Genomic DNA, 26316 nt, shown 5'->3' on the forward strand with positions numbered 1-26316 from the left:
ACGTGGCGGGTACGAGGGAGCGCCGGCACATGCATCGGCCCAGCGCTCAGCCGGCGCAGGAGGGGCAGAGGCCGCGGTAGGTGACGTCGGCGCCGGAGAGGGTGAAGCCGAACCGCTCGTCGGCCGGGAGGTGGGTGAGCGGATCGCCGACGGGGTGGACGTCGCGGATGAGGCCACAGCCCGAGCAGACCAAGTGCTGGTGCGGCCGGTGGGCGTTGGGGTCGTAGCGTTTCACGCGTCCGTCGGTGGAGACCTCCACGACCTCGCCCAGGGCGACGAGTTCGCCCAGGGCGTTGTAGACGGTGGCGCGGGAGATCTCCGGCAGGAGCCGTACCGCGCGGGCGTGCACCTCGTCGGCGGTGAGGTGGACGTGGTCGCCGTCGAGCACCTCCGCAACGACCCGGCGCTGGGCGGTCATTCGCCAGCCACGGCCTCGCAGTCGTTCCAGCAGGTCACTCATGTCGGCTCACCCTTCTGGACCGGCCTTCCGGTCCGGCGGGACCCCTCGAATCCCACTCGTGAACGCGCGGAATCCGGTTGGATACGGGCTTGGTGTGCTTCTTGACTTGGACTGCGTCCATCGTAGGATCGGTTCCGTTGCCGGCCAAGGGACAGGAAGATTCCACAACGGCAGGAGACGAAGACGTGAGCGGCCCCCGCCGGGGCACCGCGCGGCGGTGCCGACCTGCGCGTGGCGGCGGCCCCGCGTCCCGCTGCCGGAAACCGTCCGGACGGTGACCACCTCGGCGTCGAGGCGACCGACGAGGCCGAGGCCGGCTACCGGGGGCCTGTGCCCCGCTTGATCGACCGCATGCACAACCGAGCACCACGATCCGCCTGGTCCGGAAGGATTCCCATGTCTGAGAACCATGATGCAATCGTCGTAGACGCCAAAACGGAAGGCGGAGGCGGCTGTCCCGTCGCTCACGAGCGCGCCCCGCACCCCACGCAGGGCGGCGGGAACCGTCAGTGGTGGCCGGAACGACTCAACCTGAAGATCCTCGCCAAGAACCCCGCCGTCGCCAACCCCCTCGGCGGGGACTTCGATTACGCGGCTGCCTTCGCGTCCCTCGACCTCCCCGCGGTGAAGCAGGACATCGCCGAGGTACTGACGACCTCGCAGGACTGGTGGCCCGCCGACTTCGGCCACTACGGCCCGTTCATGATCCGCATGGCTTGGCACAGCGCGGGGACCTACCGCATCAGCGACGGACGCGGCGGCGCCGGTGCCGGGCAGCAGCGCTTCGCCCCGCTCAACAGCTGGCCGGACAACGGCAACCTCGACAAGGCCCGTCGTCTGCTGTGGCCGGTCAAGAAGAAGTACGGCCAGAGCCTTTCCTGGGCCGACCTCATGATCCTCGCCGGCAACGTCGCCCTGGAGTCGATGGGATTCGAGACCTTCGGCTTCGCCGGTGGTCGCGCGGACGTCTGGGAGCCCGACGAGGACGTGTACTGGGGTCCGGAGACCACCTGGCTCGGCGACGAGCGCTACACCGGTGACCGGGATCTGGAGAGCCCGCTCGGCGCGGTCCAGATGGGGCTGATCTACGTCAACCCCGAGGGCCCGAACGGAAATCCGGACCCGCTGGCAGCGGCCCGCGACATCCGCGAGACGTTCCGCCGGATGGCGATGAACGACGAGGAGACGGTCGCCCTGATCGCGGGCGGTCACACCTTCGGCAAGACCCACGGCGCCGGCCCCGCGGACCACGTCGGCGCCGACCCCGAGGCCGCCCCGCTGGAGGCGCAGGGACTGGGCTGGAGCAACAGCTTCGGCACCGGCAAGGGCGGCGACGCCATCACCAGCGGCCTTGAGGGCATCTGGACGAACACCCCTATCACGTGGGACAACAGCTTCTTCGAGATCCTCTTCGGTTACGAGTGGGAGCTCTTCAAGAGCCCTGCCGGCGCGCACCAGTGGCGGCCGAAGGACGGCGCGGGGGCCGGTACGGTACCCGATGCCCACGACGCGTCGAAGACCCACGCGCCGACGATGCTGACGACCGACCTCTCGCTCCGCTTCGATCCGGCCTACGAGCAGATCTCGCGCCGTTTCCTGGAGAACCCGGCCGAGTTCGCCGACGCGTTCGCCCGCGCCTGGTTCAAGCTGACCCACCGTGACATGGGCCCGAAGGTGCGCTACCTCGGCCCGGAGGTCCCGTCGGAGACGCTGCTGTGGCAGGACCCGCTGCCCGAGCTCGCGCACGAGCCGGTCGACGCGGCGGACATCGCTTCCCTCAAGGAGCGGATCCTCGCCTCGGACCTGTCGGTGTCGCAGCTCGTGTCCACCGCGTGGGCGTCGGCCTCCTCGTTCCGCGGCAGCGACAAGCGCGGCGGCGCCAACGGCGCGCGCATCCGCCTCCAGCCGCAGAGCGGTTGGGAGGTCAACGAGCCCGACCAGCTGGCGACGGTGCTGCGCACGCTGACGGGGATCCAGGAGTCCTTCAACTCCGCGCAGAGCGGCGGCAAGCGGATCTCGCTCGCCGACCTGATCGTCCTCGCGGGCGCGGCGGCCGTCGAGAAGGCCGCCGCGGACGCCGGCTTCGACGTCCGGGTCCCCTTCACACCGGGCCGGGTGGACGCTTCGCAGGAGCAGACCGACGTCGAGTCGTTCGCCGCGCTGGAGCCGGCCGCCGACGGGTTCCGCAACTACCTCGGCAAGGGCAACCGGCTTCCGGCCGAATTCCTGCTCATCGACAGGGCGAACCTGCTGAACCTGAGCGCTCCCGAGATGACGGCCCTGGTCGGCGGTCTGCGCGTGCTGGGCGCGAACCACCAACAGTCGCCGCTCGGCGTGCTCACCACGACCCCGGGCACCCTGACGAACGACTTCTTCGTCAACCTGCTCGACCTGGGCACGACGTGGACGGCGACGTCCGGGGACGCGAACACCTTCGAGGGCCGCGACGCCGCCTCGGGCGAGGTCAAGTGGACCGGCAGCCGGGCCGACCTCGTCTTCGGTTCGAATTCGGAGCTCCGGGCGCTCGCCGAGGTCTACGCGAGCGACGACGCGAAGGAGAAGTTCGTGCAGGACTTCGTCGCCGCGTGGGACAAGGTCATGAACCTGGACCGGTTCGACCTCGTCTGACCGCCGTGTCGGGGCCGGCCCTACACGGGCCGGCCCAGACGCGTATCCGGGACGGGGCGACGGCGTGCCGCCCCGTCAGCGGGCGAAACCGAGCCCGAGGCCCAAGGCCCACCAGCACGGAGCCGATCGCCCGGTTCAGCGCCTTCTGCGCCCGGAGCATCCGCTCGCGCAGCCGCTCGTTCGAGAAGAACAGCGCCACCGCGCCGAACCAGCCAAGGTGCGCCGCGGACATGAAGAGTCCGTAGCCGGCCTGCTGCCACGCGAGCGTGTCCGCGTGCACGACCTGCGTGAAGGTCGAGACGACGAACAGCGTGGTCTTCGGGTTGAGCACGTTGGTCAGGAACCCGGTCCGCAACGCGCCGAGCCGCGTCAGCCGCGGCCTCGACTCCAGGTCCACGGTGAGCTCGCTCCGCGTCCGGAACGTACGGATGCCGATCCACACGAGGTACGCGGCGCCCGCCAGCTTGATCACCGTGAACATGGCGGTGGAAGAGGCGATGAGCAGCCCGGTGACGAAGTCACGACCACGCCCCGGACAGCTGACGGGCGTACCCCAACCCCCTTGAAGAGGTGGCCGGTTGTCGTCGGTGGGGTGCGGGGTCCTGGCATGATCGGGCCTCACGTTACTTGCCAGTAACGCGACTCGCCCTACCAGAAGGTCATCACGTACGTGCGCAAGCTCGCCCCACGCGTCCTGCTCTCCTGCCTCGCCACCCTGGCGCTCACCGCCACCGGCTGCTCCTCGACCGGGCACACCGCGGCGGTGGACGCGGCAACGCCCGCCTCCGTCAACGCCGTTGCCGACGACACACGAAGGCTGGACGTCACGCCGGCCCCGCAGGACGCCGACGCGACCGCCGCGGTCACCCGCGCGGACGGCGCCGGCAAGGGGACACCGGCCAAGACGTCGCTCAAGGTCGCCTCCTACGATCCGGTGACCCGTAAAGCCGTCATAGCCACGCCCGCGAAGGGCGACACCCCCCGACCGAGCCGCGCGCCCGGCCACTCCGCGACCCCCGCCCCCACCCCGGCGCCCGAAAGGCCGGTCGCGATCGGTGACGTCATCGCCAGCGCACCGGCGCCGGGCGCCCCCGACGGCCTCCTCGCCAAGGTCACCGAAGTCGGCGCGAAGACCGACCGCGGCACCGAGGTCACCACGGCCGCCACCCCCCTGTCCTCCGTACTGGGCGACGACAAGGCCGACGGCAAGGTCCCCGTCGACCCCGCCTCGGTCACGGTGGAGCCGCTGCTGAAGGGCGTCACCCTCTCGTGGGCGAAGGGCCAAGGCGCCCGGTTCGGCCCCCAGGGCGCGACACTGCCCCTGGGCACCCTGCGTCTCGACCTCGACGCCCCGATCGACACCGCCCCCGACGCCCCCGTCTCGGCGAGCGCCTCCGTCTCCGGCTTCGTCCGGCTCGCCCCCACGGTCGAGTTCGCGTACGACGGCTCGGGCGGCTCCGGGCCCCGCTCGGCCTTCCTCGGCATGAGCGGCGACTGGTCCTCGCAGTGGAGCCTCAAAGGCCGCGCCGCGGCGAGCACCGGCGCCCCCAAGCGCATCCCGTTCGCCAAACTGCACAGCGCCCCGGTCATCCAGGTGGGTCCCGTACCGGTCGTCGTCAACCTCGACCTGACCTGTTACGTACAGGTCGAGGCCGACGGACGCGTCACCCTCGACGTGCGTCAGGACGTCAAGGGCGACTTCCGGATCGGCGGCAGCTACGCGACGGGCAAGGGCTGGACCCCGGTCAGCACCTCGAACGTCCACGGTTCCCCGGTCAAGGCCGAGGTCACCGCCGCCGGCCGGGTCAAGGGCGCCCTCGGCGCCGAGGCGTCCGTCGGCCTGTACGGAGCCGTGGGCGTCTCGGCGGACTTCGCCCCCTACCTGCGCGGCGAGGCCGACGCCAAGGCGTCCGCGTCCACGGACGGCAAGACCGCCGTGAGCGGCGCCTGGGCGCTCTACGGCGGCTTCGACCTCAGCGGACAGCTACACCTCCAACTGTCCCTGTTCGGCACCCCGCTCCTCGAACGCCGCATCCCGCTCGGCGCGCTCAACCGCGAGTGGCCGCTCGCCGGCGGCAAGCCCGGTCGCTGACACGGATCGTCGCGCGGCGCAAGCCGGGCGGGAGGCTGCACCCGTTTGCTTGCTCCGCATGGTGGGGTCCCCCGATGTGCTGCATCGTGACGGCGAGTGGACATCTCCTCACGTTGTGGGGGCCCGCCCCCAGCCGTGCGCGGTCGTCACGCGACGGTCAACCCGGACGGAGCGTTCTATGAGTGACTACCCCCCACCCCAGGCCGGGGACGAGGAGCCGACCGCGCCGGCGGAAGCCGGCGCCGGCCCCGCCGACACAGCCGTCCCCACGGTCCCCGCGGTCCCGGCCACCGGCGACGACGGCCTGCGCATGCTGTTGCAGACGGCGGTCGCCTGCCGGCCCCTGGAAGAGGTCGCGGACCTGGTGACGCTGTTGCGGCGATCCGGCCAGGTCCCCGACGCCGCGAACGAGGCGCTGCGGGCCGCCGCCGTCAGCCGTCCCGTCGAGGACGTCGTCTCCCTCGCACTGCTCCTGAGCAATGAGGAGGAAGCGGTGGTCGCGCCCCGGCCCGACCGAATAGAAGACGGCATCGGAGCCACACGGCGCGCCCCCCGGGCCACCCGCGCGGAGAAGGCCGGACGACGCCGTTCCGCGCGGCCCGCCGGGGCGCCGGGCAGGGGACTGCGGTGGCCCGCCGTGGCCGTCCTCGCGCTGTCCGCGCTCCTGTACCTGCCCCGCCATCCCTCCCGCCTGCTGTCCGAGGGCGGCGCGGGGAGCTGGGTGCTGCTGGGCGTCGCGGCGCTGTGCGCGGCGCTCGGCGTGTGCCTGGTGGTGCGGGACCGCACCAGGGTGTGGGCCGCCGCCGCCGCGGCCGGTCTCGGCATCCTGGCGGTGCACGCGCTGGCGGCCATGACGGGACTGTCCCCCTTGAGCGGCGCCGTCGGCGGCCTGCTGCCGTGGCCCACGGGCTTGGCGGTCCTGCTGGCGGCCCTCGGCGCCGCCCTCGCGGGTATGGCCCTGCTCTACCGGTCCGAGGAACCGACCACGGACCTGTCGGCCCCGGAACCCGTCGTCCACCCGGCGGTGCTCGCGCTGGACGTCGTCCTGCCGTACGAGGACGCGGACACCGCCGAGGCGGGGACGACGACTGCGTAGGGGCGACTCCGTAGGCCGGTCCGGTCGGACCGGCCGGTGGGCGCCGCTCCCCTGCCCGGCACGGACGCGGCGTCGCCGGTCACCCGGCGTCGCCCGCCCGTCGACGCAGGACGGCGATCTCCTCGTCCACCGCACCCGTCTCCGACCGGCCCCCCATGACGGTTGCTCCCGGTAACCGGTCAACGCGGCGGCGCGCAGCGCCGGAACCCGTCACCCCGAGGCGGCTGCCGGCACGGGGACCGCCGGCCGGGTGAAGCAGGGGCCGCGCCGCAGGGCCGTCAGGGCCGCTGCGCAGGCGACGCCCACCGCGGCCAGTGCCGTCCACGGCACCCACGGGACTCCGAAGCGGCTCGCGATGTCGAACAAGGCGCCCACGCCCAGGTTCCCCACCGCGACGGCGATGCCGGAGGCGGTGCTGTACGCCCCGTAGTAGGTGGCGACCAGCCGTTCGCCGGAGAGCCGGGCCAGGGTGTCCATCTCGAACGGGTACAACAACGCCGATCCCCCGGCCAACAGTGCCGCGCACCCGACCAGGGCGACCGCCCCGCCCCGGCGACCCTCGGGCAGCAGCATGGGGAGGAAGGCGGCGCCCATCACCGCGAGGCCGATCGCGATGGCCCTCGGGGCGTCCAGGCGCTCGCGGGCCCAGTCGGTCAGCCGGAGCTGGCCCACGACCGCCACCAGCGCCGACACGGCGAAGGCGACGCCCATGGCGGTGCCCGCCCCGTCGCCGAACAGGGTCCGCGCCCGCAGCGGCAGCGCCAGGTAGGTCTGGAACGCCAGCAGGTAGGAACCGGCCATCGCGGCGGAGAAGAGGACGAAGGGCCGATTGCGCGCGATCGCCCGCCAGTCGGCGACGACGCCACGCAAGCCGACCGCCCGCCCCGGGTCCGGCCGCCGCGCGGGCAGCGCCCGGGCCTGTACGACGGCCAGCACACCGAAGACGCCCGCCGCGGCCGCGCAGACGAGCCGGAAGTCGAGCAGCAACAAGGCGAGTCCTGCGAGCGGCCCGAGCAGGATGCCGGCCTGGTAGAAGACGTTGAAGCAGGCGAAGACCTCCACTCGGCGGGGCCCGGCGCCCGCGGCGACGTAGGCCCGTACGGCGGGGTTGAACAGCGCTCCGGCGAAGCCGGTGGCCGCCGAGGCGACGACGAGCGCGGGCAGGGTGTCGGCGACGGCCAGCAGCGTGAACGCCCCGGCGCGCAGCGCGCACCCGGCCAGGATCATCGGCTTGTAGCCGATCCGGTCCGCGAGGGTGCCGCCCAGCCAGAACATTCCTTGCTGGGAGAGGTTCCGTACGCCGAGGACCAGGCCGACGGCCCAGGCGGCGAGGCCGAGGCCGTGCCCGAGGTGGTCGGCGAGGTAGGGCATGAGCATGTAGAAGCCGAGGTTGATGCCGAACTGGTTGACCATCAGCAGCCGCACGCCGGGGTCGAAGGAGCGCATCCGGGCGCGCATCCGCCTCATCGCGCACCGGCCAGGGCGGTGGCGGCGTGCGGTGCCGGCGCGGTGACGTCGGTGCAGCGGGTCCAGGACGTGACGACCCGCTCATCCGGGTGGCGGATCTCCTGCGGGGCGTCGGGGAGCGTGCCTCCGAGCAGCCCGTGGCCGTGGCACCAGTTGTCGTCGTAGACCGTGTCGAGATAGCGGTGGGGGCCGTCGGGGAAGACGGCGGCGATCCGGGTCCCGGCCGGGCGGGTGCGCGCGGCCCAGCCGGCGACGAGTGCGACCGCCCCCACGCTCCAGCCGCCGGTGGCGTAGTGGTGGCGGGCCAGGGCGCGGCAGGCGGTGACGGCTTCGTCGGGGGCTACCCAGTGGACTTCCGCGAATGCCTCGTGGGCCACGTTCGCGGGGTGGATGCTGGACCCGAGGCCCCGCATCAGACGTCGTCCGGCGGGCTGCCCGAAGATCGTCGAGCCGGTGGAGTCCACGCCGATGAGGGCGAGCGCGGGGAAGGTCCGGCGCAGTGCGGCGGAGATCCCGGCGGAGTGTCCGCCGGTGCCGACCGAGGCGACCAGTACGTCGACCCGTCCCAGTTGGGCGACGAGTTCGGCGGCCATCGAGACATAGGCGGCGGCGTTGTCGGGGTTGTTGTACTGGTCCGGGCACCACGCGCCCGGGTGGCGGCGGAGCAGCTCGGCGACCCTGTCCCGGCGGGCCTGCTGCCAGCCGCCGGCCGGGTGCGCCGCGGTGACCGTGTCGACGTGGACCCCGTACGCGGCGAGGGCCCGGCCGATCGAGGGCTCCAGGCCGGGGTCGGTGACCACGGTCACCGGATGCCCGTAGGTGATGCCCGCCAGGGCCAGTCCGAGCGCCAGGGTGCCGCTGGAGGACTCGATGATCGGCGCACCGTCGGCGAGGTCTCCCCGGGCCCGGGCGCGGGCCACCATGTGCAGGGCCGGGCGGTCCTTGATGCCGCCCGGGTTGGCGCCCTCCAGCTTGGCCCAGAATCCGCGGCCGGTGTCCGCGAAGGGCTCCCCTACCCACAGCACCGGCGTGCGGCCGACGAGGTCGGCGGGCCGGTGTGCGGGCAGGGGAGCGGACTCGTAACGGGAGGCCGGGGCGTGGTGGGAGACGGAGGGTGCGGTCAGGGAGGCAGGTGCGGTCAGGGAGGCAGGTGTGGTCAGGGAAGCGGGGCTCTGCACGGAGGTGTGCGGCATCGGTGTCACGGCTCCTCGGCCCCGGACGCGCGGCGGCGCGGGGCATCGGCGGTTCGGGGCGCGGACGCACGGCCGGGTGTTCCGCCGGGAGGGTGCGCACGAGGGACGCGGGCAGGCCGGACGGAACGGCGGCGGCCGTACCGGACCTGTCAGGTCCGCGCCACACAGGTCACCGCGAGAACCCCTTTGCCGCCCGACCCCCGGTCCGCGGCCGAGGCGACCGCGGCCGTTCCCCGCGACACGGCGACCCCCGCGTCGGGCTCCGCGTCGGCGAGCGGCGTACGGGCCGCCGGCGGCGCGACGTGGGCGTCCGCCCGTACCCGGTCGACCGCGTGGTCGAGCCCGTCGGGACAGTGCTCGCCCCGCTCGACACGGTCCACCGGCAACCCGGCGTCGGCCGGGAGCACGGGAAGGGGAGCGGCGGAATGCGGCGGCGCGGCGGGATCGGACCGCAGGTGCGGGCCGTCCCCCGCCGGGCCGTGGAGACATCCGAGGAGATGGACGGCTACCGCCAGCAGCAGTGCGAGGACGGCCACGCTCCGCATGCGGTGATCCACCGCAGGAGCCGACGCCGTACCGATCATCTACACAAAGTAGCGCGACGATCACGTGAAGTCACATCGGACCCGCGCACGGCGGGCCCACCACCTCACGTCGGCCACCTCGCCGGCAGTAGACCGAAATCCATCCGCTTAACTCGCGCGGATGCGGTCAGACGCACCGCATGAGCGCACACGAGAACTCCCCCAACTCCAAGGCCGCGTCGCCCGGTTCCCGCGCCGACGGGTCGGCGGCCACCAAGCGGCGGACTCCCGGCCCCGAAGCCACGGGCACGGGCACGGGCGCACACGTGGGCACGGACGCACCGACCGCGCTGCCGGCGCCCCTCGCCGAAAAGACCCGCGCAGCGGCGATGGCCCTGCGGGGCGCCGTCGGGCCCACCGGATGGCTGTGGACGGCCGTCCGGGCCCGCAAGGGCGTCACGGCGGGCGCCGCGACCGGCACGGCCGCCCTCGCCGCCGCCTGCTACGCGGCCGGCCGCCGGGCCGGGCTGCGGCGCCGCGGCCCCCTCTCCCGCCTGACCGGCGGCCGTCCCTGACCCGGCCCCCCGTGAGGACCCGCCCGCCGTGAGGACCGTACGCCCGTGAAGACGCTCCCCGTGAAGACGCCGGCCGTGAAGACATCCGCCGTGAAGACCCACCGCCCCGAAGACCCTCGCCCGCACGCCGCCGAGGGCGGCACCCGCTACCTGGAGGCGCACATGTCGGCACGGGGACGACTGTCCACGCGCGAGCTCGCCGCGTGGCGCACCCGATCCGAATCCCGGCCGCAGCCGACCCGGGCCGCCGCAACGCCCGGCCGGCCACCTCTCACCCGGGCCCTCGCCGCGGCGCTCCTGGGCACGTGCCTGGTACTCCTCGTCGCGGGCGCCGTCAGTGGTTCGACGGCCATGGCCTGGGCCGCGGTGACGGCATGGATAGGCGTGGTGAGCACCGTCTCCGCGGTGTGCGGCCACTCCTCCCGCCGTCCCACCAACGCTGACCGAGCCGCCCCGCGCGGCACGGCTGCCACGCCGTGACCCTTCCCACGTGGTGCGGGCGATTGGGACGCGTATTCGGGGACATCCTCTGCACCTGTGTAGCGATCCGCAGGTGATCCGCATCTGTGTGGTGATCCGCCGGAAACACCCCGGGGCTTTCCGCCGGGGCGCCCCGTGCGTATATTTGCCATCAGACAACCATTGCCATGCGTTAAGTCTCGACGTCGGGCACAGCGAAGGGAGACCCGCGTGATCAGCAGTTCGGCCGGTGCCGCCGATGTCCGCCAACTCGTGGTGGAGTCGTTGAAGGGACGCGCGGACGACATAGCTGATCGCTGGGTTCTGCTCCAACTGGAGCGCGCTCCAATGGATCCGGCCAACGGCGAGCGCGATCTGCGCTACGAGGCCGACACCGTGGCCTCCGCTCTGCTCGCCGGCCTCGACACCTCCCTACCGGTAGACCAGATCGTGAACCAGCACCGTGAACTGCGCGAGGCCGTGAGGGAGTTGTCCCTGCGCAGGGCGCGGGCCGGGGCGCCGCCCACAGCGACCTCGATGTCGGTGCTGGCCCTCAAGGACGTCCTGCTGGAGATCCTGCGGGAGACCATCGACGACACCGGCCGGCTGTTCTCGGCGGCTTTGCTGATCGACCGGTTGCTCGACGCCGCCGGCGCCCTGTCCTTCGCCACCTACGTCGAAGGCCGGGAGGAGATCATCCGGCGTCAGAGCAGGCAGCTGCTGGAGGTCTCGACGCCCGTGGTCCGCCTGTGGCGGCAGGTCGTCGCCGTGCCGTTGATCGGCACGCTGGACACCGCACGGACCCAGGTGGTGATGGAGAACCTGCTCCAGGCCATCCAGGACGAGGACGCGCAGGTCGCGATCATCGACATCACCGGTGTGCCGACCGTGGACACCGCGGTCGCCCAGCACCTCATGCAGACGGTACGGGCGGTGCGGCTGATGGGCGCCGACTGCGTCATCAGCGGTATCCGCCCCACGATCGCGCAGACCATCGCGCAGTTGGGCATCGACCTGGTCGACATCCTGACCCGGGCGACGCTCGCCGAAGCCCTGTCCGAAGCGATGAAGATCACCGGCGGTTCCGCGCCCGTCCCGCGCGCCCCGGTCGTCCGATGAGTGGCCACTCCTCCGCCGTCCCGATCCTGCGCCTGGGCGACGTGTTGGTCACCGGGCTGCTCAACGAACTGGACGACAAGTCCGCCGTGGCCTTCGCGCGGGAACTCACCGAGCGGATCTCCGCCGACCGGGCCCGGGGCGTCCTCATCGACATCTCGCGCCTGGAGATCATCGACTCGTTCGTGGCGCGCAATCTGATGGAGCTCACCGGGATGGCCCGGCTGTTGGGCGCCCGGGTCATCGTGGCCGGGATGCGCCCTCCGGTGGCCATCACCCTCGTGGAACTGGGACTGGAACTGACCGGGGTGGAAACCGCGCTGCACGCCGAGCAGGGCATGGCGGCGTTGGGCTGGGTGCAGGTTCCACAGCCCCGGGAAGGGGCGCCGCATGACGCCACTGGCTGACGGCAACCGGACGACGGGCGGCCCGGACACCGGCAGCCCGGACACGGGCACCCCCGACACGGTCGGCCCGGAGACGGTCGGCCGGGACACGGCGCGAGCGGACGGCTCCGACACCGGGCTCGTCCGGCTCTCACTGGCCACGGAGGACGATCTGCTGACTGTCCGGCACGCCGTGCGGTTCGCCGCCGTGGCGGCCGGGTTCTCCATCATCGACCAGACACGGTTGATCACGGCGGCCAGCGAACTGGCGCGCAACGCCTACATCCACGGCGGCGGCGGAGACCTCGTGGTCGACTCCGCGCTCGCGGAGGGCCGTACGGGCCTCCGGCTGACGATCAGTGACCGTGGGCCGGGCATCCCCGACGTGGAAGCCGCCCTGACCGACGGCTACAGCACCGGCGTGGGGCTCGGCCACGGACTGGGAGGCGCGCGCCGGCTGATGGACGAGTTCGAGGTGCGCAGCGCACCGGGCGAGGGCACGACGGTCGTCACCACCCGCTGGCGGCGCTGATGTTGCCGGTCCCCGTGGCGCCGACGCGTCAGGTCCGCATCGACCACTACAGCGCGGTGCACGTCGCGGCCGAGACGGCGCGCGCGGTGGCGAGGGAGTGCGCGCTGCCCGGCGCGCTGCCCGACCAAGCCGCCGTGGTCGCGTCGGAGCTGGCCGGCAACATCGACAAGCACGCCCGCGACGGGGTCCTCTACATCCAGCCGTTGCCGTTGGGCGGCGGTATCGAAGTCGTGGCCGCGGACCGGGGTCCGGGGATAGCGGAGGTCGCTCGGTGCCTGACCGACGGCTACACCACCACCGGGACGCTCGGTGCCGGTCTGGGCGCGGTCGGACGGATCGCGACGGAGATCGCCATCAGTTCGCGGACCGACACCGGCACCGTGGTCTGCGCCCGCCTCGCGCTACCGCGACAGCGTGAGGCGGCGCGGCAGCCGGTGGGACTGGTCTGTGTGCCGGCCGCCAACCAGGAGGAGTGCGGAGACGCCGCCCTCGTGGTCGAGGTCGACGACACGCGTACCGCACTGGTCGTCGACGGTCTGGGGCACGGCCAAGAGGCGGCGGAGGCCGCCCAGGCCGCCGTGCGTTCCTTCCGCGGCGCCGCCGACGGCGATCTCCCGGAGGTGATGACGGTCCTGCACCGGGCGCTCCGGCATACCAGGGGGGCCGCGGTGGCGCTGCTTCGGCTGCGCGCAGGGGCGGCCGAGTACTGCGGGATCGGCAATGTCCGGATGGTGGCGCTCTCACCCCAGGAGGCGCACCACCGGCTGACGGGTCAGCCGGGCGTCGTGGGCTGGCGGATGCCCGCCCCGCTCACCCATCGCGTCCCCCTGACCGGGGCGACCCTCACCGCGCTGCACACCGACGGCATCGACCTGCGGTGGGCGCACACCCCGCCCGGCCACTTCCTGCGTCTGCCCGCCCCGCTCCTCGCGGCGACCGTCGCGCACGGTTACCACCGCACCCGTGACGATGCCACCGTGCTGGTGGCCAGAGCCCCCGACCGTCCGTCATGAGCAGGCTCTTCCGGGACGTGATGGTGCTCCGGGAGGAGGTGCGCGATCTCGCCCGCCGGTACCGGCTGCCCGCCGACGTGCGGGGTCGGCTGGTGCTGTCCGTGACGGACCTGGCCTCCCCCGAGTTCGAGGCCGGGCATCCCGTCACGTTGACCACGGTGCACGACGGTGCGCAGGAGGTTCCCCAGCTGAACGTCACGCTGACCGCCCCGCGCGCGGCCGGGCCGCTGAGCGGCGCAGACGTGCCGTTGACCGCGCACCTCACCTCGGTGAACTCGGTGACCTGGCACATCGCCCTGCCCGACCGGCACGGCGGCCCGTTCGAGGAGGTCCTCGCGCCCGAGAGGACTTCGGCCTCGCTGCCGGTGCGGGTGCGCGAGGCCGACGAGGAGCTGCGCGCAGCCCTCGCCCGGGCGGATTCGCTCACGGCCGGCCACCGGATGCTCAAACACGAATTGGCGGAGACCAACGCCGGTGTCCTGGCCCTCTACGTGCAACTGGACGAGCGTGACGAGCAGTTGAGGAGGGCGCACGGCCGGGTGCTGCGCGAGTTGGAGGACGCGCTGCGTCCGCCGCCTCCGAAGGTCGACGGCCTGGAACTGGCCGTGCACTACGCGCCCGCGGACCCGGCAGCCCCGACCGGCGGCGACCTCTACGACTGGTTCACCCTGCCCGACGGGACGGTGCACGTCACCGTGGTCGACGCGTTGGGCCACGGCGTGCGCAGCACCCGCGGCGCGGTCACCGTCACCCACGCGGTCCGCACCCTGGCCCTGCAGGGGCACCCCCTGCACTCCATCCTCGCCCGTACGCACCACCTCCTGATGCCGTTCAACGCGGACCTGATGGCGACGGTGCTCCTGGTGCGACTCGACCCCGCCACCGGGGAACTCCAGGTGGCGAGCGGCAGCCACCCTCCCCCGCTGCTCGCACGGGAGGGCGGCGCGCCACAGTTCCTCGAGGCGACCGGCCGGGGCATCGGCTTCCCCGCCCCCGGCAGCGACGCGGTCCTGCGCGACCACATGGGGCCGGGTGATCTCCTGCTGCTCTACACCGACGGCCTGACCGAGAGCCGCAGGGACCTGATCGAGGGCGAGTCCCGGCTCGTGAAGGCCGTCGAACAGCACGCCCACCGCGCGATAGCGGAGATCCCCGATGCCGTGGCCGGCGAGATGCACACCGTCGTCCTCCATGCCGACGACACCCTCGCCCTGGCCATGCGGATCACCGCGGACGCCCCGGTGACCGCCGCCTGGGCGGGGGGCGTTCGCCGCCTGCCGCCGCAAGGCGGGCGGGCTGACAAACGGTCTAGCGGATGAGAGAGTAGTGCGATGCCGCACAGCTTCCCCTTGCCACCCCTGCAGGCCGCACAGGTGGCTACCGAGGCATCCGCTCTCCTGGAGCTGTTGGACGTCCTCTGGGGTCGCGGTCAGGAAGCCGTGCCCGCTCCCGTGCCCCCCTCGCAGCTACGGGCACTGACCGTGATCGACGAGCGCGAGCACGTCAACCTCCGGGACCTGGGCGAAGCGCTCGGTTCCACGCCGCCCTCGGTGAGCCGGCTCTGCGACCGGCTCGAAGCGGCCGGTCTCGTCCAGCGTTCCCGGGCGACGGCGAACCGCCGGGAGGTGGAGGTACGGCTGAGCCGCAGCGGCCGGAGCGTCCTCGCGTCCGTGCGCGCGGCCCGGTCCCGGGAACTCGAAACGGTACTGACGTGCCTCAGCCGTGAGCAACGACGGGCGCTGTTCGACGGGCTGGCCGCCTTCCGCGACGCCGCAGCCGCGCACACACGCCCCGAGCACCCGGACCGGCGGGAACGCTCGTCCGGCGGCGCGAGCGTCAGCGACATCGCCTGACCGGGACGTCGGCTCGGTCGGCGCCGTGACGGTCGGACGCCCCGACGTACCGGGCGGCCCGTTCGGGCGTGCGCCGACCGGCCGAACGGGCCCTCCCACGGGGGTCAGGCCGGGCGGCCGCCGAAGGGGGCCCCGGTGCCGTAGTACGTGCCGAGCCGCGCGTGGTATCCGGCGTCGTCCAGGTGCTTGTCCCGGTGGAACTCGGGCGCGTTCTCGATCTGCTCCTTGGTGAGGTCCACCAGGACGCGCTTCTCGTCCGGGTCGATGAGCGTGACGGCGCCCGCCGGGATCAGCACCTCCTTGCCGAAGATCCACACACCGGTGTCGACGACGAGGTAGGCGGAGCCCACCTCGTCCGAATGCTTGTCGACCTTGCCGATGACGCCTTCGGTCGCCTCCACCTTGTAGCCCGTCAGGTCCGTTCCCTCCAGGTGCCCGGCCGTCTCACGGAAAGCCCACATGTGACCACTTCTCCTTGCTCGTCGAACGGTCCGTCGGCTGCCCGCCTGCCCCGGCCGCTGCTCCCCATGCGGCCGGGGCACGTGCCCGGCCGGAATCCGGCGACGCGCAGGTCGTTCGGTGGAGGGGGGCGGTGGGATGAGGCCGGAGGTGGCGTCACACCGGCCGGTCTGTCGGCGTCGCCTGTTCGACGCCCGCGTCGCTCCCGGCCTCCGCGCGCCGGAACTCGGCGTTGATGCGCTGCGCCTCGGCGAGCTGGTCCTCCAGGATCACGATCCGGCAGGCGGCCTCGATCGGAGTGCCGGCGTCCACGAGTTCGCGGGCGCGGGCGGCGATCCGCAACTGGTACCGGGAGTAGCGGCGGTGGCCGCCCTGCGACCGCAGCGGGGTGATCAAACGGGCCTCGCCGATCGCCCGGAGGAAGCCGGGGGTGGTACCGAGCATCTCGGCGGCCCTACCCATGGTGTAGGCGGGGTAGTCGTCGTCGTCGAGACGCCCGAGCGAGTTCTCTGCTGTCACTTTCACCTCTGTGTACGGGAATGCGTCGAGGGGCCCTGGTGCCGTACGGCACCAGGGCCCCGAAGGAAATTCAACACCATCAGCCGGGCTCTACTGCCGCCGGCTCTTCATGTCCGCAGACTCCCGGGAAGGCCGGGCTGCGAGGATCTCGGACGCGTGACCGGAAACCACCTTCCCCTCGGGTCTCCGACGGTGACCGGGCGGCTGTCGCTCACCCGGGCGAGTCTCTGCTTGACCCTGTCTACGAAAGAAACGCTAACCGGCCCAGCCCCCGATGTCTATCGCAGCCACCATAGATTTTGGCATTCACCTGAATGAGCCGGCTCGCTCGGCAGCCGCGGGGGGCGTCGTGGGGCGGTCCGGGTCCCTCCGGCGAGAATGGCACCCATGGCAGACACCTTCACCACCCGCACCCTGGACCTCACGACCGGCTCCACCGAGACGGTCCACGACCTGACCGACGCCTGCGCGCGGTTCCTGCAGGAGGCCGCGCGAGGGCGGGACGGGCTGCTCAACGTGTTCACCCCACACGCGACGGCCGGGCTGGCCGTGATCGAGACGGGCGCGGGGAGCGACGACGACCTTCTGGAGACGCTGCGCACGCTGCTGCCCGCCGACGACCGCTGGCGGCACCGGCACGGCTCGCCCGGGCACGGCCGCGACCACGTGCTGCCCGCCTTCCTGCCACCGCACGCCACCCTGCCGGTCGTCGGCGGCGCGCCGGCCCTCGGCACCTGGCAGTCGGTGGTCCTGGTGGACACCAACCGCGACAATCCGCACCGCACCGTGCGGCTGTCGTTCCTGGGCTGACCCGGCGGTTCGGCAGCCCGCCGCCCCGCCGTGTGGGTCGGTGGCGTGGGCCGGTCGTGCGGGCCGGTCGTGCGGGTCAGTCGTGCACCCGGGCGGTGCCGAGCCGACTGACCATGGCGGGGTCGCGGTGGTCGAAGAAGAGCGAGCGTCCGGTGTCCATGGCGGCGATGCGCGCCATCTCCCCATCGGTGAGGGTGAAGTCGAAGACGTCGAAGTTCCCGGCCATCCGGTCGGCCCGGACGGACTTCGGGATCACGACGACTTCCCGCTGGACGAGCCAGCGCAGCACCACCTGCGGCACTGACTTGCCGTGCTCCTTCGCGATGTCACCGAGGACGGGGTCGGAGAAGAGGTTGTTGCGGCCCTCGGCGAAGGGTCCCCACGACTCGATCCGCACCCCGCGCTCCCGCATGAGCTCCTGGTCGGCCGTGCGCTGGAAGAAGGGGTGGGTCTCCACCTGGTTCACCGCGGGCGTGACCTCGTTGTGGTCGATGAGGTCCACGAGCCGGTCGGGGTAGAAGTTGGAGACCCCGATCGCCTTGACCCGGCCCTCGTGGTAGAGGCGCTGCATGGCGCGCCAGGAGCCGTACACGTCGCCGTAGGGCTGGTGGATCAGGTACAGGTCGAGGTGGTCGAGGCCGAGCTTGCGCAGGGAGGTGTCGAAGGCGTGGCGGGCGTTCTCCTCGCCGGCGTCCTGGATCCAGAGCTTGGTGGTGACGAACAGTTCTTCGCGCGGGATGCCACTGCTCTTGATCGCCCGGCCGACGGCCTCCTCGTTCTGGTAGGCGGCCGCGGTGTCGAGCAGCCGGTATCCGACTTCGAGCGCCTCGGTGACGGCCCGTTCGGTCTGCTCGGGCGGGATCTGGTAGACGCCGAAGCCGAGGATCGGCATCACGACACCGTTGTTCAGGGTGACCGTCTGCATGGGACTTCCTTCCTGGGTGCCCGGGGCCGGTCGAACGCCCTCACGGCACAGTGGGCGCCGTCCGGCGCCCACTGTGCCACCGCGTCCGGGCCGCCGCCGTTCGACGTGCGACCCGGTGCGGCGGAAGGTGTCCCGCGGGAGGTCAGCCCTCGATGCGGTGCTGGGTCCAGAAGGAGGTCAGGTCCGTGGTCGTGGCGGCCTGGGCGGCCGCCTTGAACTCGGCGGTGGTGGAGACGCCGTACCAGTGCGAGGTGGCGTAGTCCTTGAGCAGCTTGGCCATGACGCTGTCACCGAGGACGCGCCGCAGGTCGTGCAGTGCGCACTTGCCGTAACCGTAGACGACGGTGGAGTACCGGGAGGAATGGGCGTCCCAGTAGGCCATCGGGTTGGTGATCGTCTCGGCGGTCGACGCCCAGGAGACGCCGCTCCAGCAGTCGGTGCCCGTCTTGTTCTGTGCCAGGTCGGTGGCGTAGTCGGTGAACGCCTCGTCGAGCCAGGGGCTGGTGTACTCGTCGTCGCCGACGATCCCGTACCACCACTGGTGTCCGATCTCGTGGGTGAGCGCGGTGGTGCTGACCAGGTCGAGGACGAACCCGGGGTATTCCATGCCGCCGAACCAGTAGTTGTTGTCGATCACCGCGTCCAGTTCGCCGTACGGGTAGGCGCCGAACCTGGCGGCATGGGCGTCCACGGCGGACTTGGCGGTGGTGAGCATCGACTGGGAGTCTGCGGAGCTGATGCCCGAGACGGAGTAGATGTTGATCGGGGTGCCGCCGGGCGAGGTGCCGGAGATCTTGGTGAAGGGGCCGGCCGCCCAGGCGAAGTCGCGGACCTTGGAGGCGGTGGCGGTGGTGACCGTACGACCGCTCGACCCGGCGGTGTCGACCGAGGTGCCGGTGGCCGGGACCAGGAGCGCGGTCGGGTGGTCGAGGGTCACGCGGAAGTCGGCGGCGAGGGAGTAGAACGACTCGCCGTTGTTGGTGTAGGGGTCCAGGTGCCAGCCGGCCGCGTCCTTGACCGCGAGCACGGGAAGGGCGTTGCCGATGTTGTTGAACGCCCCGTCATGGCCGAAGCGGTCGGCGCCGCTGGGGACGGTGATGCCCAGGTCGAACCCGATCGTGGCGCTCTGGCCCTGTGCCAGCGGTGTGGGCAGGGTGATCTGGAGGGCCGTGCAGCCGACCGAGAGGGCGCCCGCGGTACCGCCGGTGACGTTGCCGACGGTGATGGGCATGGCGGAGCAGGTGCCGTGGTAGTTGTCCCAGAGCCTCAGGTACACCTCGTTCAGTGCGGTGGCCGAGGCGTTGGTGAAGGTCGCGCTCTCGTGGCCGCTCCATACGCTGCCGCTCGTGTCGCTGCTGAGGCTGACGGTGTACGAGGGGGCGGCCGGTGTACGGGTGGGGTCGCCGGGCGGGGTCGTACCGCCGGAGGTGCCGAGGGCGATGTCGTCGACGACGAAACTCGTCTGGAGGCTGGAGTCCTCGGTGCCGGTGAAGGCCAGGCTCACGGTCTGCCCGACGAACGACGAGACGTCGAACGACTTTTGGACGTAACCGGTGTTCTTGTCGAGGTTCGAGTAGGTCGCGAGCGTCGTACTGCCGATCTTCGCCGTCAACTTGTCGTACTTGGTCGAGGTGGTCGTCTCGGCGGTGTCGATGTGCAGCCAGAAGGTGAGACGGGCGCTGCTGCATCCGGACGGGATGGTGACGCTCTGGGAGAGCGTGTCGGTGTGCGTGCCGCCGACGCCGTTCAGCCAGGCGAACGTCGTGCCCGTGTGGGCGCTCTGGCCCGCGCGGCTGGTGATCACACTGGTGGACGACTGGCTCCAGGGCGAACTCCCGCTTTCGAAGCCGCCGTTGGTGACGACCTGGGCGGGGGTACAGGCGGCGGCGCGGGGAGCCGCGGACGGCTCCGCCGCTGCCGGGGTGGTGCCGAGCGAGGCTGCGGCCAGCGCGGCGACCGTGAGCACGGTCGTGGCGAAGGCCTTGTGGGGGGTCGATCTCACACGGAACTCCTTTGCGCTGCGGCGGCCGGGATTCCGGCCTGCTCGGTGACCGCTCGACCGGCTGGGTGAGCCGGAGGGCGGCCGCGGGCTGCGCGCATCGCTTGCGCGATCGCTGGGGTGAGATTCCTTGCGGTCGCGCACCTGGGTCAGGGCGACGACTGGCGGAAGCCTGGCAGATTTGTCCGGAGCATGCCATCAGGCGCGAGTAAAAGTGTCCCCCGCCTTCGACCCCGCCCCCCTCCGCTCCCGCTCCCGTTCCCGTTCCCGCCTGAGGCCATCTGGCGGAGCTGCCCGGACGTCGTGCACCATCTCCTTGCCGCTCCCTGGTCGCACCTTGCACCGCCAACCCACCGTGCACGGCAAGCCGCAGGAGGCACGCTCAGATGAAGCTCCGCCCGATCCTCACCGCCCTCACCCTCGCCCTCGCCACCGTGGTCGCGCCCGGCGTGGCGCGCGTGATCTCCTCCATGCGTTTGAGGTGCACGTCGGTGAAGACTTGGTGCCGGTACTTCGTCACGAAAACCAAGTGGGCATGGAGGGCGAAAATGCCATGCCGACCAGTACGAATGTTCTGATATTCAGCCATAAACCGACCGTAGTACGCTGATCGCCGTGCAGCTGAGGTACTCCTTCCGGATGTACCCGAACGGTCCGCAGCGCTCGGCGCTGGCCAGGGCGTTCGGGTGCTCGCGGGTGGTCTACAACGATGCGCTTCGCGCTCGTGAGACCGCCCGCTGCGAGGGTGCGCCGTTCCCGAAGACCGGGGACCTGTCGAAGCTGCTGATCACGGAGGCGAAGAAGACCGGCGAACGGGCCTGGCTTGGCGAGGTCTCCGCCGTCGTGCTCCAGCAGTCCCTTCGGGACCTGGATACCGCCTACCGGAACTTCTTCGATGGCCTCAAGGGCAAGCGTCCGCGCATGGGTGCACCCCGGTTCAAGAGCCGCAAGGACAACCGGCAGGCCGTACGCTTCACCGCGAACGCCCGGTGGAAGATCACGACCGGCGGGGACCTGTCGTTGCCGAAGATCGGCGATGTCCGGGTGAAGTGGTCCCGCAACCTGCCGTCCAACCCGTCCACAGTGACGGTGGTCAAGGATGCGGCCGGACGGTACTTCTGCTCGTTCGTGGTCGAGACCAGCCGGGATGAGACGCTGCCCGAGACGGCCACCCAGGTCGGAGTCGACCTGGGCCTGACGCACTTCGCGATCCTCTCCGACGGTACGAAGATCGACAGCCCCCGCTTCCTGCGCCGGGCGGAGAAGAAACTCAAGCGGGAACAGCGCCGCCTGTCCCGCAAGGCCAAAGGAAGCAACAACCGGACGAAGGCCCGTATCAAGGTCGCCCGCGCCCACGCACGGGTGGCCGACGCGCGGCGCGAGTTCCACCACCGGCTCTCCACGAGGCTGATCCGCGAAAACCAAGCGGTCGCGGTGGAAGACCTGGCGGTCAGGGGACTCGCCCGCACGCGCATGGCCAAGTCCGTACACGACGCCGGGTGGTCGGCGTTCGTGACGATGCTGGAGTACAAGGCCGCCCGGTACGGGCGCACCCTCGTGCGCATCGGACGTTTCGAGCCGACCTCTCAAGTGTGCTCGCAGTGCGGTGTCAAGGACGGCCCCAAGCCCCTCCACGTCCGCATCTGGCAGTGTCAGGCATGCGGGACGTGGCTGGACCGGGACATCAACGCGGCGGTCAACGTCGCCAAGGCCGCAGGACTTGCGGTATCAGCCTGTCGAGCACGGGTAAGACCGGGACCCGTCCCGGCACAGCGCGAAGAAGCAGGAACCCACCGAGACGGTCAACCGACCGTGGTAGGAATCTCCTCCCTTTAGGGAGGGGAGCGGAAGTCAAAAGATCGACTTCGCCAAGTCCACGTGCCTCGGCACCTACATCAAGAACACGTTCACCTACATCGGTCCGCGCGGCGACGGGGCCCTTCAGTGGAAGTCCGGCTCTGGGAACGTCTACGCCGACGAGGGCAACCACTGGGACGTCACCTACTACAACTGCGGCGGCTGCTGACCCGCACGGACGGGCGGTGGAACGACGAAGTCCCCGGGAGCGGCTCGCGCTCCCGGGGACCTCGGTCCGCAGCTGCGATTCAGTCCTCGCCGAGGATGATGTGGTCCTCCGTGGTGCCCGTCTCCCGGATCGGCTCGGAACTCCCGCGGACGCTCTCCGCCGCCTGGCGGCGTGGTCTCGCGCGCTCCTCGGGCTGGTCGGCCGCCCGCGTGGAGTCGTTGCGGATCGTGTTGCGCACCATGTTCAGCTCCTCCTCTGGCCGTGGCGGGCGACGACGTGCCCCACCGGGACCTCCGCGCATCTCGAACGTGACGTCCACTGCGCGATGCAGCAGCACGCACCCCACACTCTGACCGCCCCCACCGCCGGGCGCCCCCGCTGGACGCCGATCGGGTGAACAGCCCCCGACGGCCGGCCCCCTTCCCGGCGCCGTCGCGCCCGGCCCGCGCCCTACGCCGGAGCGGCGCAGTCGGGGTGGCCCCAGCTCGCACCGTGCTTGGCGATCTTGTCTCCGGCCGCGTAGGCCGTCCCGCAGGGGCACGTGCCCTTGAACTTCGCCGTGATGGTCCGTGCGCCGCGACCCGCGGCGCCGGCGCCGGACGCGCGCTCCGAGGCGGCGGCCGGCTTTCGGCGCGCGGCGGACGTGCGCGCGGGGGACGTGCGCGCGGGGGACGTGCGGGTCGGGGCCGGTACCGGGATGGCGTGGTCGCCGAGGGCGGTGCCGGCGGGCTGCTGCGTGGTGGCGGCGTCACTCGCCGCCTGGTCGGCGATCGCGTTCAGGTGGTCGCCGTCCTCGCGGTGGGCGGGGACGTAGCGGAACTCGACGTCGCGCTCGGCGAGCAGCGCGTCGATGCGTTCGACGAGTTCCCGGTTGGCGACCGGCTTGCCGGCCGCCGTCTTCCAGCCGTTGCGCTTCCACGCCGGCAGCCATTGCGTCACCGCCTTCATGGCGTACTGGGAATCCATCCGCACCTCGATCGCCGTCCCCGGGGCGACGGCCTCCAGCAGCTTCTCCAGCGCCGTGAGCTCGCCCACGTTGTTCGTGGCCCGGCCCAGCGCGCCGGCTTCCCAGCGCTCGGGACGACCCTGCGCGTCGCCGATGACCCAGGCCCATCCGGCAGGCCCGGGATTCCCCTTCGCCGCCCCGTCGCAGGCGGCAATGATGCGTTCAGACATCCCCCGATCATGCCCCACCGGGCTGCCTCCGACGGACCACCGCACCTCCTGGGGGCATCGCTTCCCGGTGCGTGAGACGGGGCACATTTTTACCCCGTTTGGTCCGATTGGGCTCACGATGGTCCGTGGTCTGCCGCCTCGGATCCGCGCGGGTGCCGGGCCCTACCGCGACATCCGCCACCGGGAGTGACATGCGAACCACACACCGTCGGACCGACACCGGGCGACTGGCCCTGCCCGCGGCCGTCGCCGCCGCGGCCCTCGGCCTCGGGGGGCTCGCCGCGGGCTCGGCGTCCGCCGCCGGAGACGGAACCGGCGGGGTGCCCGCGCCCCGGCAGGCCGCCGCCCCGGCCGAGCGGCAGATGTCCTCGTTCACGGTCGCGTTCCCGTCCGCTCCCTACCGCACCCACAACATCGCGCGGGCCGTGGAGCTGATCGACGGCTCCGTGGTCTCCCCGGGCGCGACCTGGAGCTTCAACAAGACGGTCGGCGAGCGCACGAAGGAGAACGGCTTCGTCGACGGCATCATGATCAACGACGGCCGGTACGTGAAGGCACCCGGCGGCGGTATCTCCGCCGTCGCCACGACGATGTACAACGCCATGTTCTTCGCGGGTCTGAAGCCGGTGGAGCACGGCGCCCACTCCTTCTACATCGAGCGCTATCCGGAAGGCCGCGAGGCCACGGTCGCCTGGGGCACCCTCGACCTGCGCTGGAAGAACGACTCGGGCCATCCCGTCCGCATCCGGGCGGCCTCCACCGACACGTCGGTGACCATCACCCTCCTCGGCACGAAGAAGTACGACGCGATACGCACCACCAAGGGCCCCCGGACCCACATCACCCCGCCGGCCAAGCGCACGGCCACCGGCGACACCTGCGAGGAGCAAACCCCGCTGGAGGGCTTCGACGTCTCCGTCGACCGCGTCTTCGTCAAGGACGGCCGGGAGCTGGGGCGCGAGACGTTCCGCACCCACTACACCCCGCGCGACGAGGTCACCTGCCTCCCGGAGCCGTCACCGACACCGGCCTCCCCGGCGGCCTCGGCCACCCCTGCCCCGCAGGGCGTCCCCGCCGACACGACGGCCACGCCCGCGCCGAACCACGGCTGACCGCCCGGGCGGCACCACCGCCCGGGCGGCACCACCGCCCGCGCGGCCCGCCGCCCCCGGTAAGGTGACCACGCGAATCGCGTACCGACGGGGGATTACAAGACAATGAGCGAGCCCGCAACCGGCCCGGTGTTCCAGCCACTTGGGCCCGACGATCCCACCACGGTCGCCGGATACCGCCTCGCGGCCCGACTCGGGGCCGGCGGCATGGGCAAGGTGTACCTGTCGCACACGCCCGGCGGGCGTCCCGTGGCGATCAAGGTGATCCGCCCCGAGTTCGCCGAAGACCCCCAGTTCCGCAGCCGGTTCCGGCAGGAAGTGCACTCCGCCCAGCGGGTGCAGGGTCTTTACACCGCCCCCGTCATCGACAGTGACACCGACGGTCCGACGCCCTGGCTGGCCACCGCCTACGTGCCGGGGCCCACCCTGGCCGCCGCCGTCGCCGAGAGCGGGCCGCTGCCCCCGCGCACGGTGCTCATGCTGGTCGCCGGCATCGCCGAGGCCCTCCAGGTCATCCACGGCGCGGGCATCGTGCACCGGGACTTGAAACCCTCCAACGTTCTGCTGGCTTCCGACGGCCCCCGGGTGATCGACTTCGGCATCGCGCGGGCCGCCGACACCACCTCCCTCACCGCGAGCGGCGTTTCCGTCGGCACTCCGTCGTTCATGTCCCCCGAGCAGGCGTCCGGTCGGGATGTCGGCAGGGCCACCGACGTGTTCGCGCTCGGGTTGATCGCCGCCTTCGCCGCCCTCGGCACCTCCGTCTACGGTGACGGCCCCTCGCACGCGGTCCTCTACCGCATCGTCCACGAGGAGCCCGAACTCACCGGATTGTCGGATGAGTTGCGTCCGCTCGTCACCCGCTGTCTGGCCAAGGACCCGCTGGAGCGGGCCTCGTTGACGGAGATCCTGGGGTTGTGCCGCAGCGCCGCGGACCAGACCCAGCTGCGCCGCCCGGAGGACTGGCTGCCGCAGAGCGTCGCGGCGGGGCTGGCCCGGCGGCCCGCGGTCCCCGCGCCGGTCGCCGAGCGCCCCGCCACCGGCCCGCACCCGCTGACCGCGCCCGACTACCCGGTCGCGCCTCCCGCCTACCAGCCGACGGTCGGCGTCCCCGCCCACCCGGCCGCGCCCCCCGCGTACCAGCCGGCGCCGACTCCGGTGCCGGGGCAGGTGACCGGGCCCCCGACGGTGGCGCCGGCCGGTCCGTACGGGAACCCGTACGGCGGCCCCTACGGGTACCCGCAGCCCCATGCGCACCCGCAACCGCACATGCAGCCGCCGCAACCGGTGGCCGGTGCCTCCGCCGGTCGCCGCGCCGGCATCGTCATCGCGTCGATCGTCGGGGCGCTGGCCCTGCTGGCCGGCTGTGGCGCCGTCGTCAGCATGCTCGGCGACAACGGCAAGGGGAACACGGCCCGCGGGAGCGGCGGGAGCGCCGCGAGCCCGGACCCGTCACGGTCCGGCGGGACACAGCCCTCGGGCGGGACGCAGCAACCCCGGACGGACCCCAAACCGGCGGTGTACACGGGCTTCCAGTTCCCTGCCGGCTATCACCTGGAGTTCGGGGACGACCCGTTGCAGCCCCGGGACTCCAACTACGACGACCTGTACCTGCTGTGCGCGTCCAGTGGCTGCACCCTGGGCGGTTACTCCTCCAAGCTCGTCGTCCTCGACGGCAGTGAGAAGGGATCGCTGGCGACGTGCCGGGCCGCGACCCGCTTCACCGACTCGGTCAGTGTCGCGTCGCTGTCGAAGGGCACGGAGCTCTGTGTGCGCACCAAGGCCGGCAACATCGCCCTCGTGGTGTACGGGGGTGCGTCGTCGCCGTCCGATCCGAGCAAGTACATCACCGTGGACGTCACCGTGTGGCGAGGGGCCATCCGCGACGACGGGTGA

25 protein-coding genes and 2 pseudogenes are annotated in these 26316 nt (G+C 72.0%); 15 read left to right on the plus strand and 12 right to left on the minus strand.

Annotated features, from left to right (window positions below; genetic code table 11):
- Positions 1-46 precede the first annotated feature (46 nt).
- Complete coding sequence (locus ABZ934_RS11675) at positions 47-460, minus strand: Fur family transcriptional regulator (RefSeq protein ID WP_361311690.1); 414 nt, start codon at positions 458-460, stop codon at positions 47-49.
- 396 nt (positions 461-856) lie between these two features.
- Here ABZ934_RS11675 and katG point away from each other — a divergent pair, with 396 nt between their 5' ends.
- Positions 857-3088: a catalase/peroxidase HPI gene (gene katG, locus ABZ934_RS11680; protein ID WP_361311693.1), complete on the plus strand. Its 2232-nt coding sequence runs from the start codon at positions 857-859 to the stop codon at positions 3086-3088.
- Positions 3089-3188: 100 nt separating this feature from the next.
- Here the strand turns inward: katG and ABZ934_RS11685 are convergent.
- Positions 3189-3596, minus strand: a pseudogene (locus tag ABZ934_RS11685) (LysE family transporter); the annotation flags it as partial.
- A gap of 162 nt (positions 3597-3758) precedes the next feature.
- On the opposite strand from ABZ934_RS11685, the gene ABZ934_RS11690 reads away from it, so the two are divergent.
- Together ABZ934_RS11690 and ABZ934_RS11695 are read left to right on the plus strand one after the other, a co-directional pair.
- A complete protein-coding gene (locus ABZ934_RS11690) occupies positions 3759-5180 on the plus strand; it encodes a hypothetical protein (RefSeq protein ID WP_361311695.1) in 1422 nt (473 codons plus the stop codon).
- A gap of 178 nt (positions 5181-5358) precedes the next feature.
- Positions 5359-6276 carry a hypothetical protein gene (locus tag ABZ934_RS11695; protein WP_361311697.1) on the plus strand — a complete coding sequence of 306 codons (918 nt, stop codon included), beginning with the start codon at positions 5359-5361 and terminating at the stop codon, positions 6274-6276.
- 210 nt (positions 6277-6486) lie between these two features.
- Here the strand turns inward: ABZ934_RS11695 and ABZ934_RS11700 are convergent, their stop codons facing one another.
- The 3 genes from ABZ934_RS11700 to ABZ934_RS11710 form a co-directional block, all read right to left on the minus strand.
- Positions 6487-7743, minus strand: a complete 1257-nt coding sequence (locus tag ABZ934_RS11700) for an MFS transporter (RefSeq protein WP_361311700.1) — start codon at positions 7741-7743, stop codon at positions 6487-6489.
- Positions 7740-8936 (minus strand): PLP-dependent cysteine synthase family protein, encoded by a 1197-nt coding sequence (locus tag ABZ934_RS11705; RefSeq protein ID WP_361311702.1) that lies wholly within the window; start codon positions 8934-8936, stop codon positions 7740-7742. The genes ABZ934_RS11700 and ABZ934_RS11705 overlap by 4 nt, the downstream gene beginning before the upstream one ends.
- Before the next feature lie 149 nt (positions 8937-9085).
- Positions 9086-9481, minus strand: a complete 396-nt coding sequence (locus tag ABZ934_RS11710) for a hypothetical protein (RefSeq protein WP_361311705.1) — start codon at positions 9479-9481, stop codon at positions 9086-9088.
- A 179-nt stretch (positions 9482-9660) separates the two neighbouring features.
- On the opposite strand from ABZ934_RS11710, the gene ABZ934_RS11715 reads away from it, so the two are divergent.
- From ABZ934_RS11715 to ABZ934_RS11750, 8 genes are all read left to right on the plus strand, one after another.
- Positions 9661-10035: a hypothetical protein gene (locus tag ABZ934_RS11715; protein ID WP_361311707.1), complete on the plus strand. Its 375-nt coding sequence runs from the start codon at positions 9661-9663 to the stop codon at positions 10033-10035.
- Positions 10036-10080: 45 nt separating this feature from the next.
- Positions 10081-10515, plus strand: coding sequence for a hypothetical protein (locus ABZ934_RS11720; RefSeq protein ID WP_361311710.1), 435 nt, complete (start codon positions 10081-10083; stop codon positions 10513-10515).
- Between the two features lie 210 nt (positions 10516-10725).
- Positions 10726-11613 (plus strand): STAS domain-containing protein, encoded by an 888-nt coding sequence (locus ABZ934_RS11725; protein WP_361311713.1) that lies wholly within the window; start codon positions 10726-10728, stop codon positions 11611-11613.
- A complete protein-coding gene (locus ABZ934_RS11730; protein ID WP_361311715.1) occupies positions 11610-12017 on the plus strand; it encodes an STAS domain-containing protein in 408 nt (135 codons plus the stop codon). The genes ABZ934_RS11725 and ABZ934_RS11730 overlap by 4 nt, the downstream gene beginning before the upstream one ends.
- Positions 12001-12528, plus strand: coding sequence for an ATP-binding protein (locus ABZ934_RS11735; RefSeq protein ID WP_361311718.1), 528 nt, complete (start codon positions 12001-12003; stop codon positions 12526-12528). Before ABZ934_RS11730 ends, ABZ934_RS11735 begins: the two co-directional genes overlap by 17 nt.
- Positions 12528-13541: a SpoIIE family protein phosphatase gene (locus ABZ934_RS11740; RefSeq protein ID WP_361311720.1), complete on the plus strand. Its 1014-nt coding sequence runs from the start codon at positions 12528-12530 to the stop codon at positions 13539-13541. The genes ABZ934_RS11735 and ABZ934_RS11740 overlap by 1 nt, the downstream gene beginning before the upstream one ends.
- Positions 13538-14860, plus strand: a complete 1323-nt coding sequence (locus ABZ934_RS11745; RefSeq protein WP_361311722.1) for a PP2C family protein-serine/threonine phosphatase — start codon at positions 13538-13540, stop codon at positions 14858-14860. Before ABZ934_RS11740 ends, ABZ934_RS11745 begins: the two co-directional genes overlap by 4 nt.
- A gap of 54 nt (positions 14861-14914) precedes the next feature.
- Complete coding sequence (locus ABZ934_RS11750) at positions 14915-15394, plus strand: MarR family transcriptional regulator (RefSeq protein WP_361311724.1); 480 nt, start codon at positions 14915-14917, stop codon at positions 15392-15394.
- A 104-nt stretch (positions 15395-15498) separates the two neighbouring features.
- On the opposite strand, the gene ABZ934_RS11755 is transcribed toward ABZ934_RS11750, so the two are convergent.
- The gene (locus tag ABZ934_RS11755) at positions 15499-15855 is read right to left on the minus strand and encodes a PRC-barrel domain-containing protein (protein WP_361311727.1); all 357 of its coding nucleotides are present in this window, start codon (positions 15853-15855) and stop codon (positions 15499-15501) included.
- A 154-nt stretch (positions 15856-16009) separates the two neighbouring features.
- Positions 16010-16372, minus strand: a complete 363-nt coding sequence (locus ABZ934_RS11760) for a MerR family transcriptional regulator (protein ID WP_361311730.1) — start codon at positions 16370-16372, stop codon at positions 16010-16012.
- Between the two features lie 387 nt (positions 16373-16759).
- Between ABZ934_RS11760 and ABZ934_RS11765 the strand changes: the two genes are divergently transcribed.
- The gene (locus tag ABZ934_RS11765; protein ID WP_361311732.1) at positions 16760-17182 is read left to right on the plus strand and encodes a YjbQ family protein; all 423 of its coding nucleotides are present in this window, start codon (positions 16760-16762) and stop codon (positions 17180-17182) included.
- A 76-nt stretch (positions 17183-17258) separates the two neighbouring features.
- Here the strand turns inward: ABZ934_RS11765 and ABZ934_RS11770 are convergent, their stop codons facing one another.
- The 3 genes from ABZ934_RS11770 to ABZ934_RS11780 form a co-directional block, all read right to left on the minus strand.
- Complete coding sequence (locus ABZ934_RS11770; protein WP_361311735.1) at positions 17259-18107, minus strand: aldo/keto reductase; 849 nt, start codon at positions 18105-18107, stop codon at positions 17259-17261.
- A 142-nt stretch (positions 18108-18249) separates the two neighbouring features.
- Positions 18250-20109, minus strand: a complete 1860-nt coding sequence (locus ABZ934_RS11775) for a M1 family aminopeptidase (RefSeq protein ID WP_361311738.1) — start codon at positions 20107-20109, stop codon at positions 18250-18252.
- Between the two features lie 379 nt (positions 20110-20488).
- Positions 20489-20695 (minus strand): transposase, encoded by a 207-nt coding sequence (locus ABZ934_RS11780; protein ID WP_361311741.1) that lies wholly within the window; start codon positions 20693-20695, stop codon positions 20489-20491.
- Between the two features lie 26 nt (positions 20696-20721).
- On the opposite strand from ABZ934_RS11780, the gene ABZ934_RS11785 reads away from it, so the two are divergent.
- Positions 20722-21942 carry an RNA-guided endonuclease TnpB family protein gene (locus tag ABZ934_RS11785; protein ID WP_361311744.1) on the plus strand — a complete coding sequence of 407 codons (1221 nt, stop codon included), beginning with the start codon at positions 20722-20724 and terminating at the stop codon, positions 21940-21942.
- A 269-nt stretch (positions 21943-22211) separates the two neighbouring features.
- Here ABZ934_RS11785 and ABZ934_RS11790 read toward each other — a convergent pair whose 3' ends face one another.
- Positions 22212-22373, minus strand: coding sequence for a hypothetical protein (locus tag ABZ934_RS11790; protein WP_361311746.1), 162 nt, complete (start codon positions 22371-22373; stop codon positions 22212-22214).
- A 209-nt stretch (positions 22374-22582) separates the two neighbouring features.
- Positions 22583-23308, minus strand: a complete 726-nt coding sequence (locus ABZ934_RS11795) for a ribonuclease H (protein ID WP_361311749.1) — start codon at positions 23306-23308, stop codon at positions 22583-22585.
- Positions 23309-23667: 359 nt separating this feature from the next.
- On the opposite strand from ABZ934_RS11795, the pseudogene ABZ934_RS11800 reads away from it, so the two are divergent.
- Positions 23668-24420, plus strand: a pseudogene (locus ABZ934_RS11800) (VanW family protein); the annotation flags it as partial.
- A gap of 105 nt (positions 24421-24525) precedes the next feature.
- Positions 24526-26316: a protein kinase gene (locus tag ABZ934_RS11805; RefSeq protein WP_361311752.1), complete on the plus strand. Its 1791-nt coding sequence runs from the start codon at positions 24526-24528 to the stop codon at positions 26314-26316.

Origin of the sequence: Streptomyces sp. NPDC046557 (genome assembly GCF_040645975.1) — a bacterium.
GTDB lineage: Bacteria > Actinomycetota > Actinomycetes > Streptomycetales > Streptomycetaceae > Streptomyces.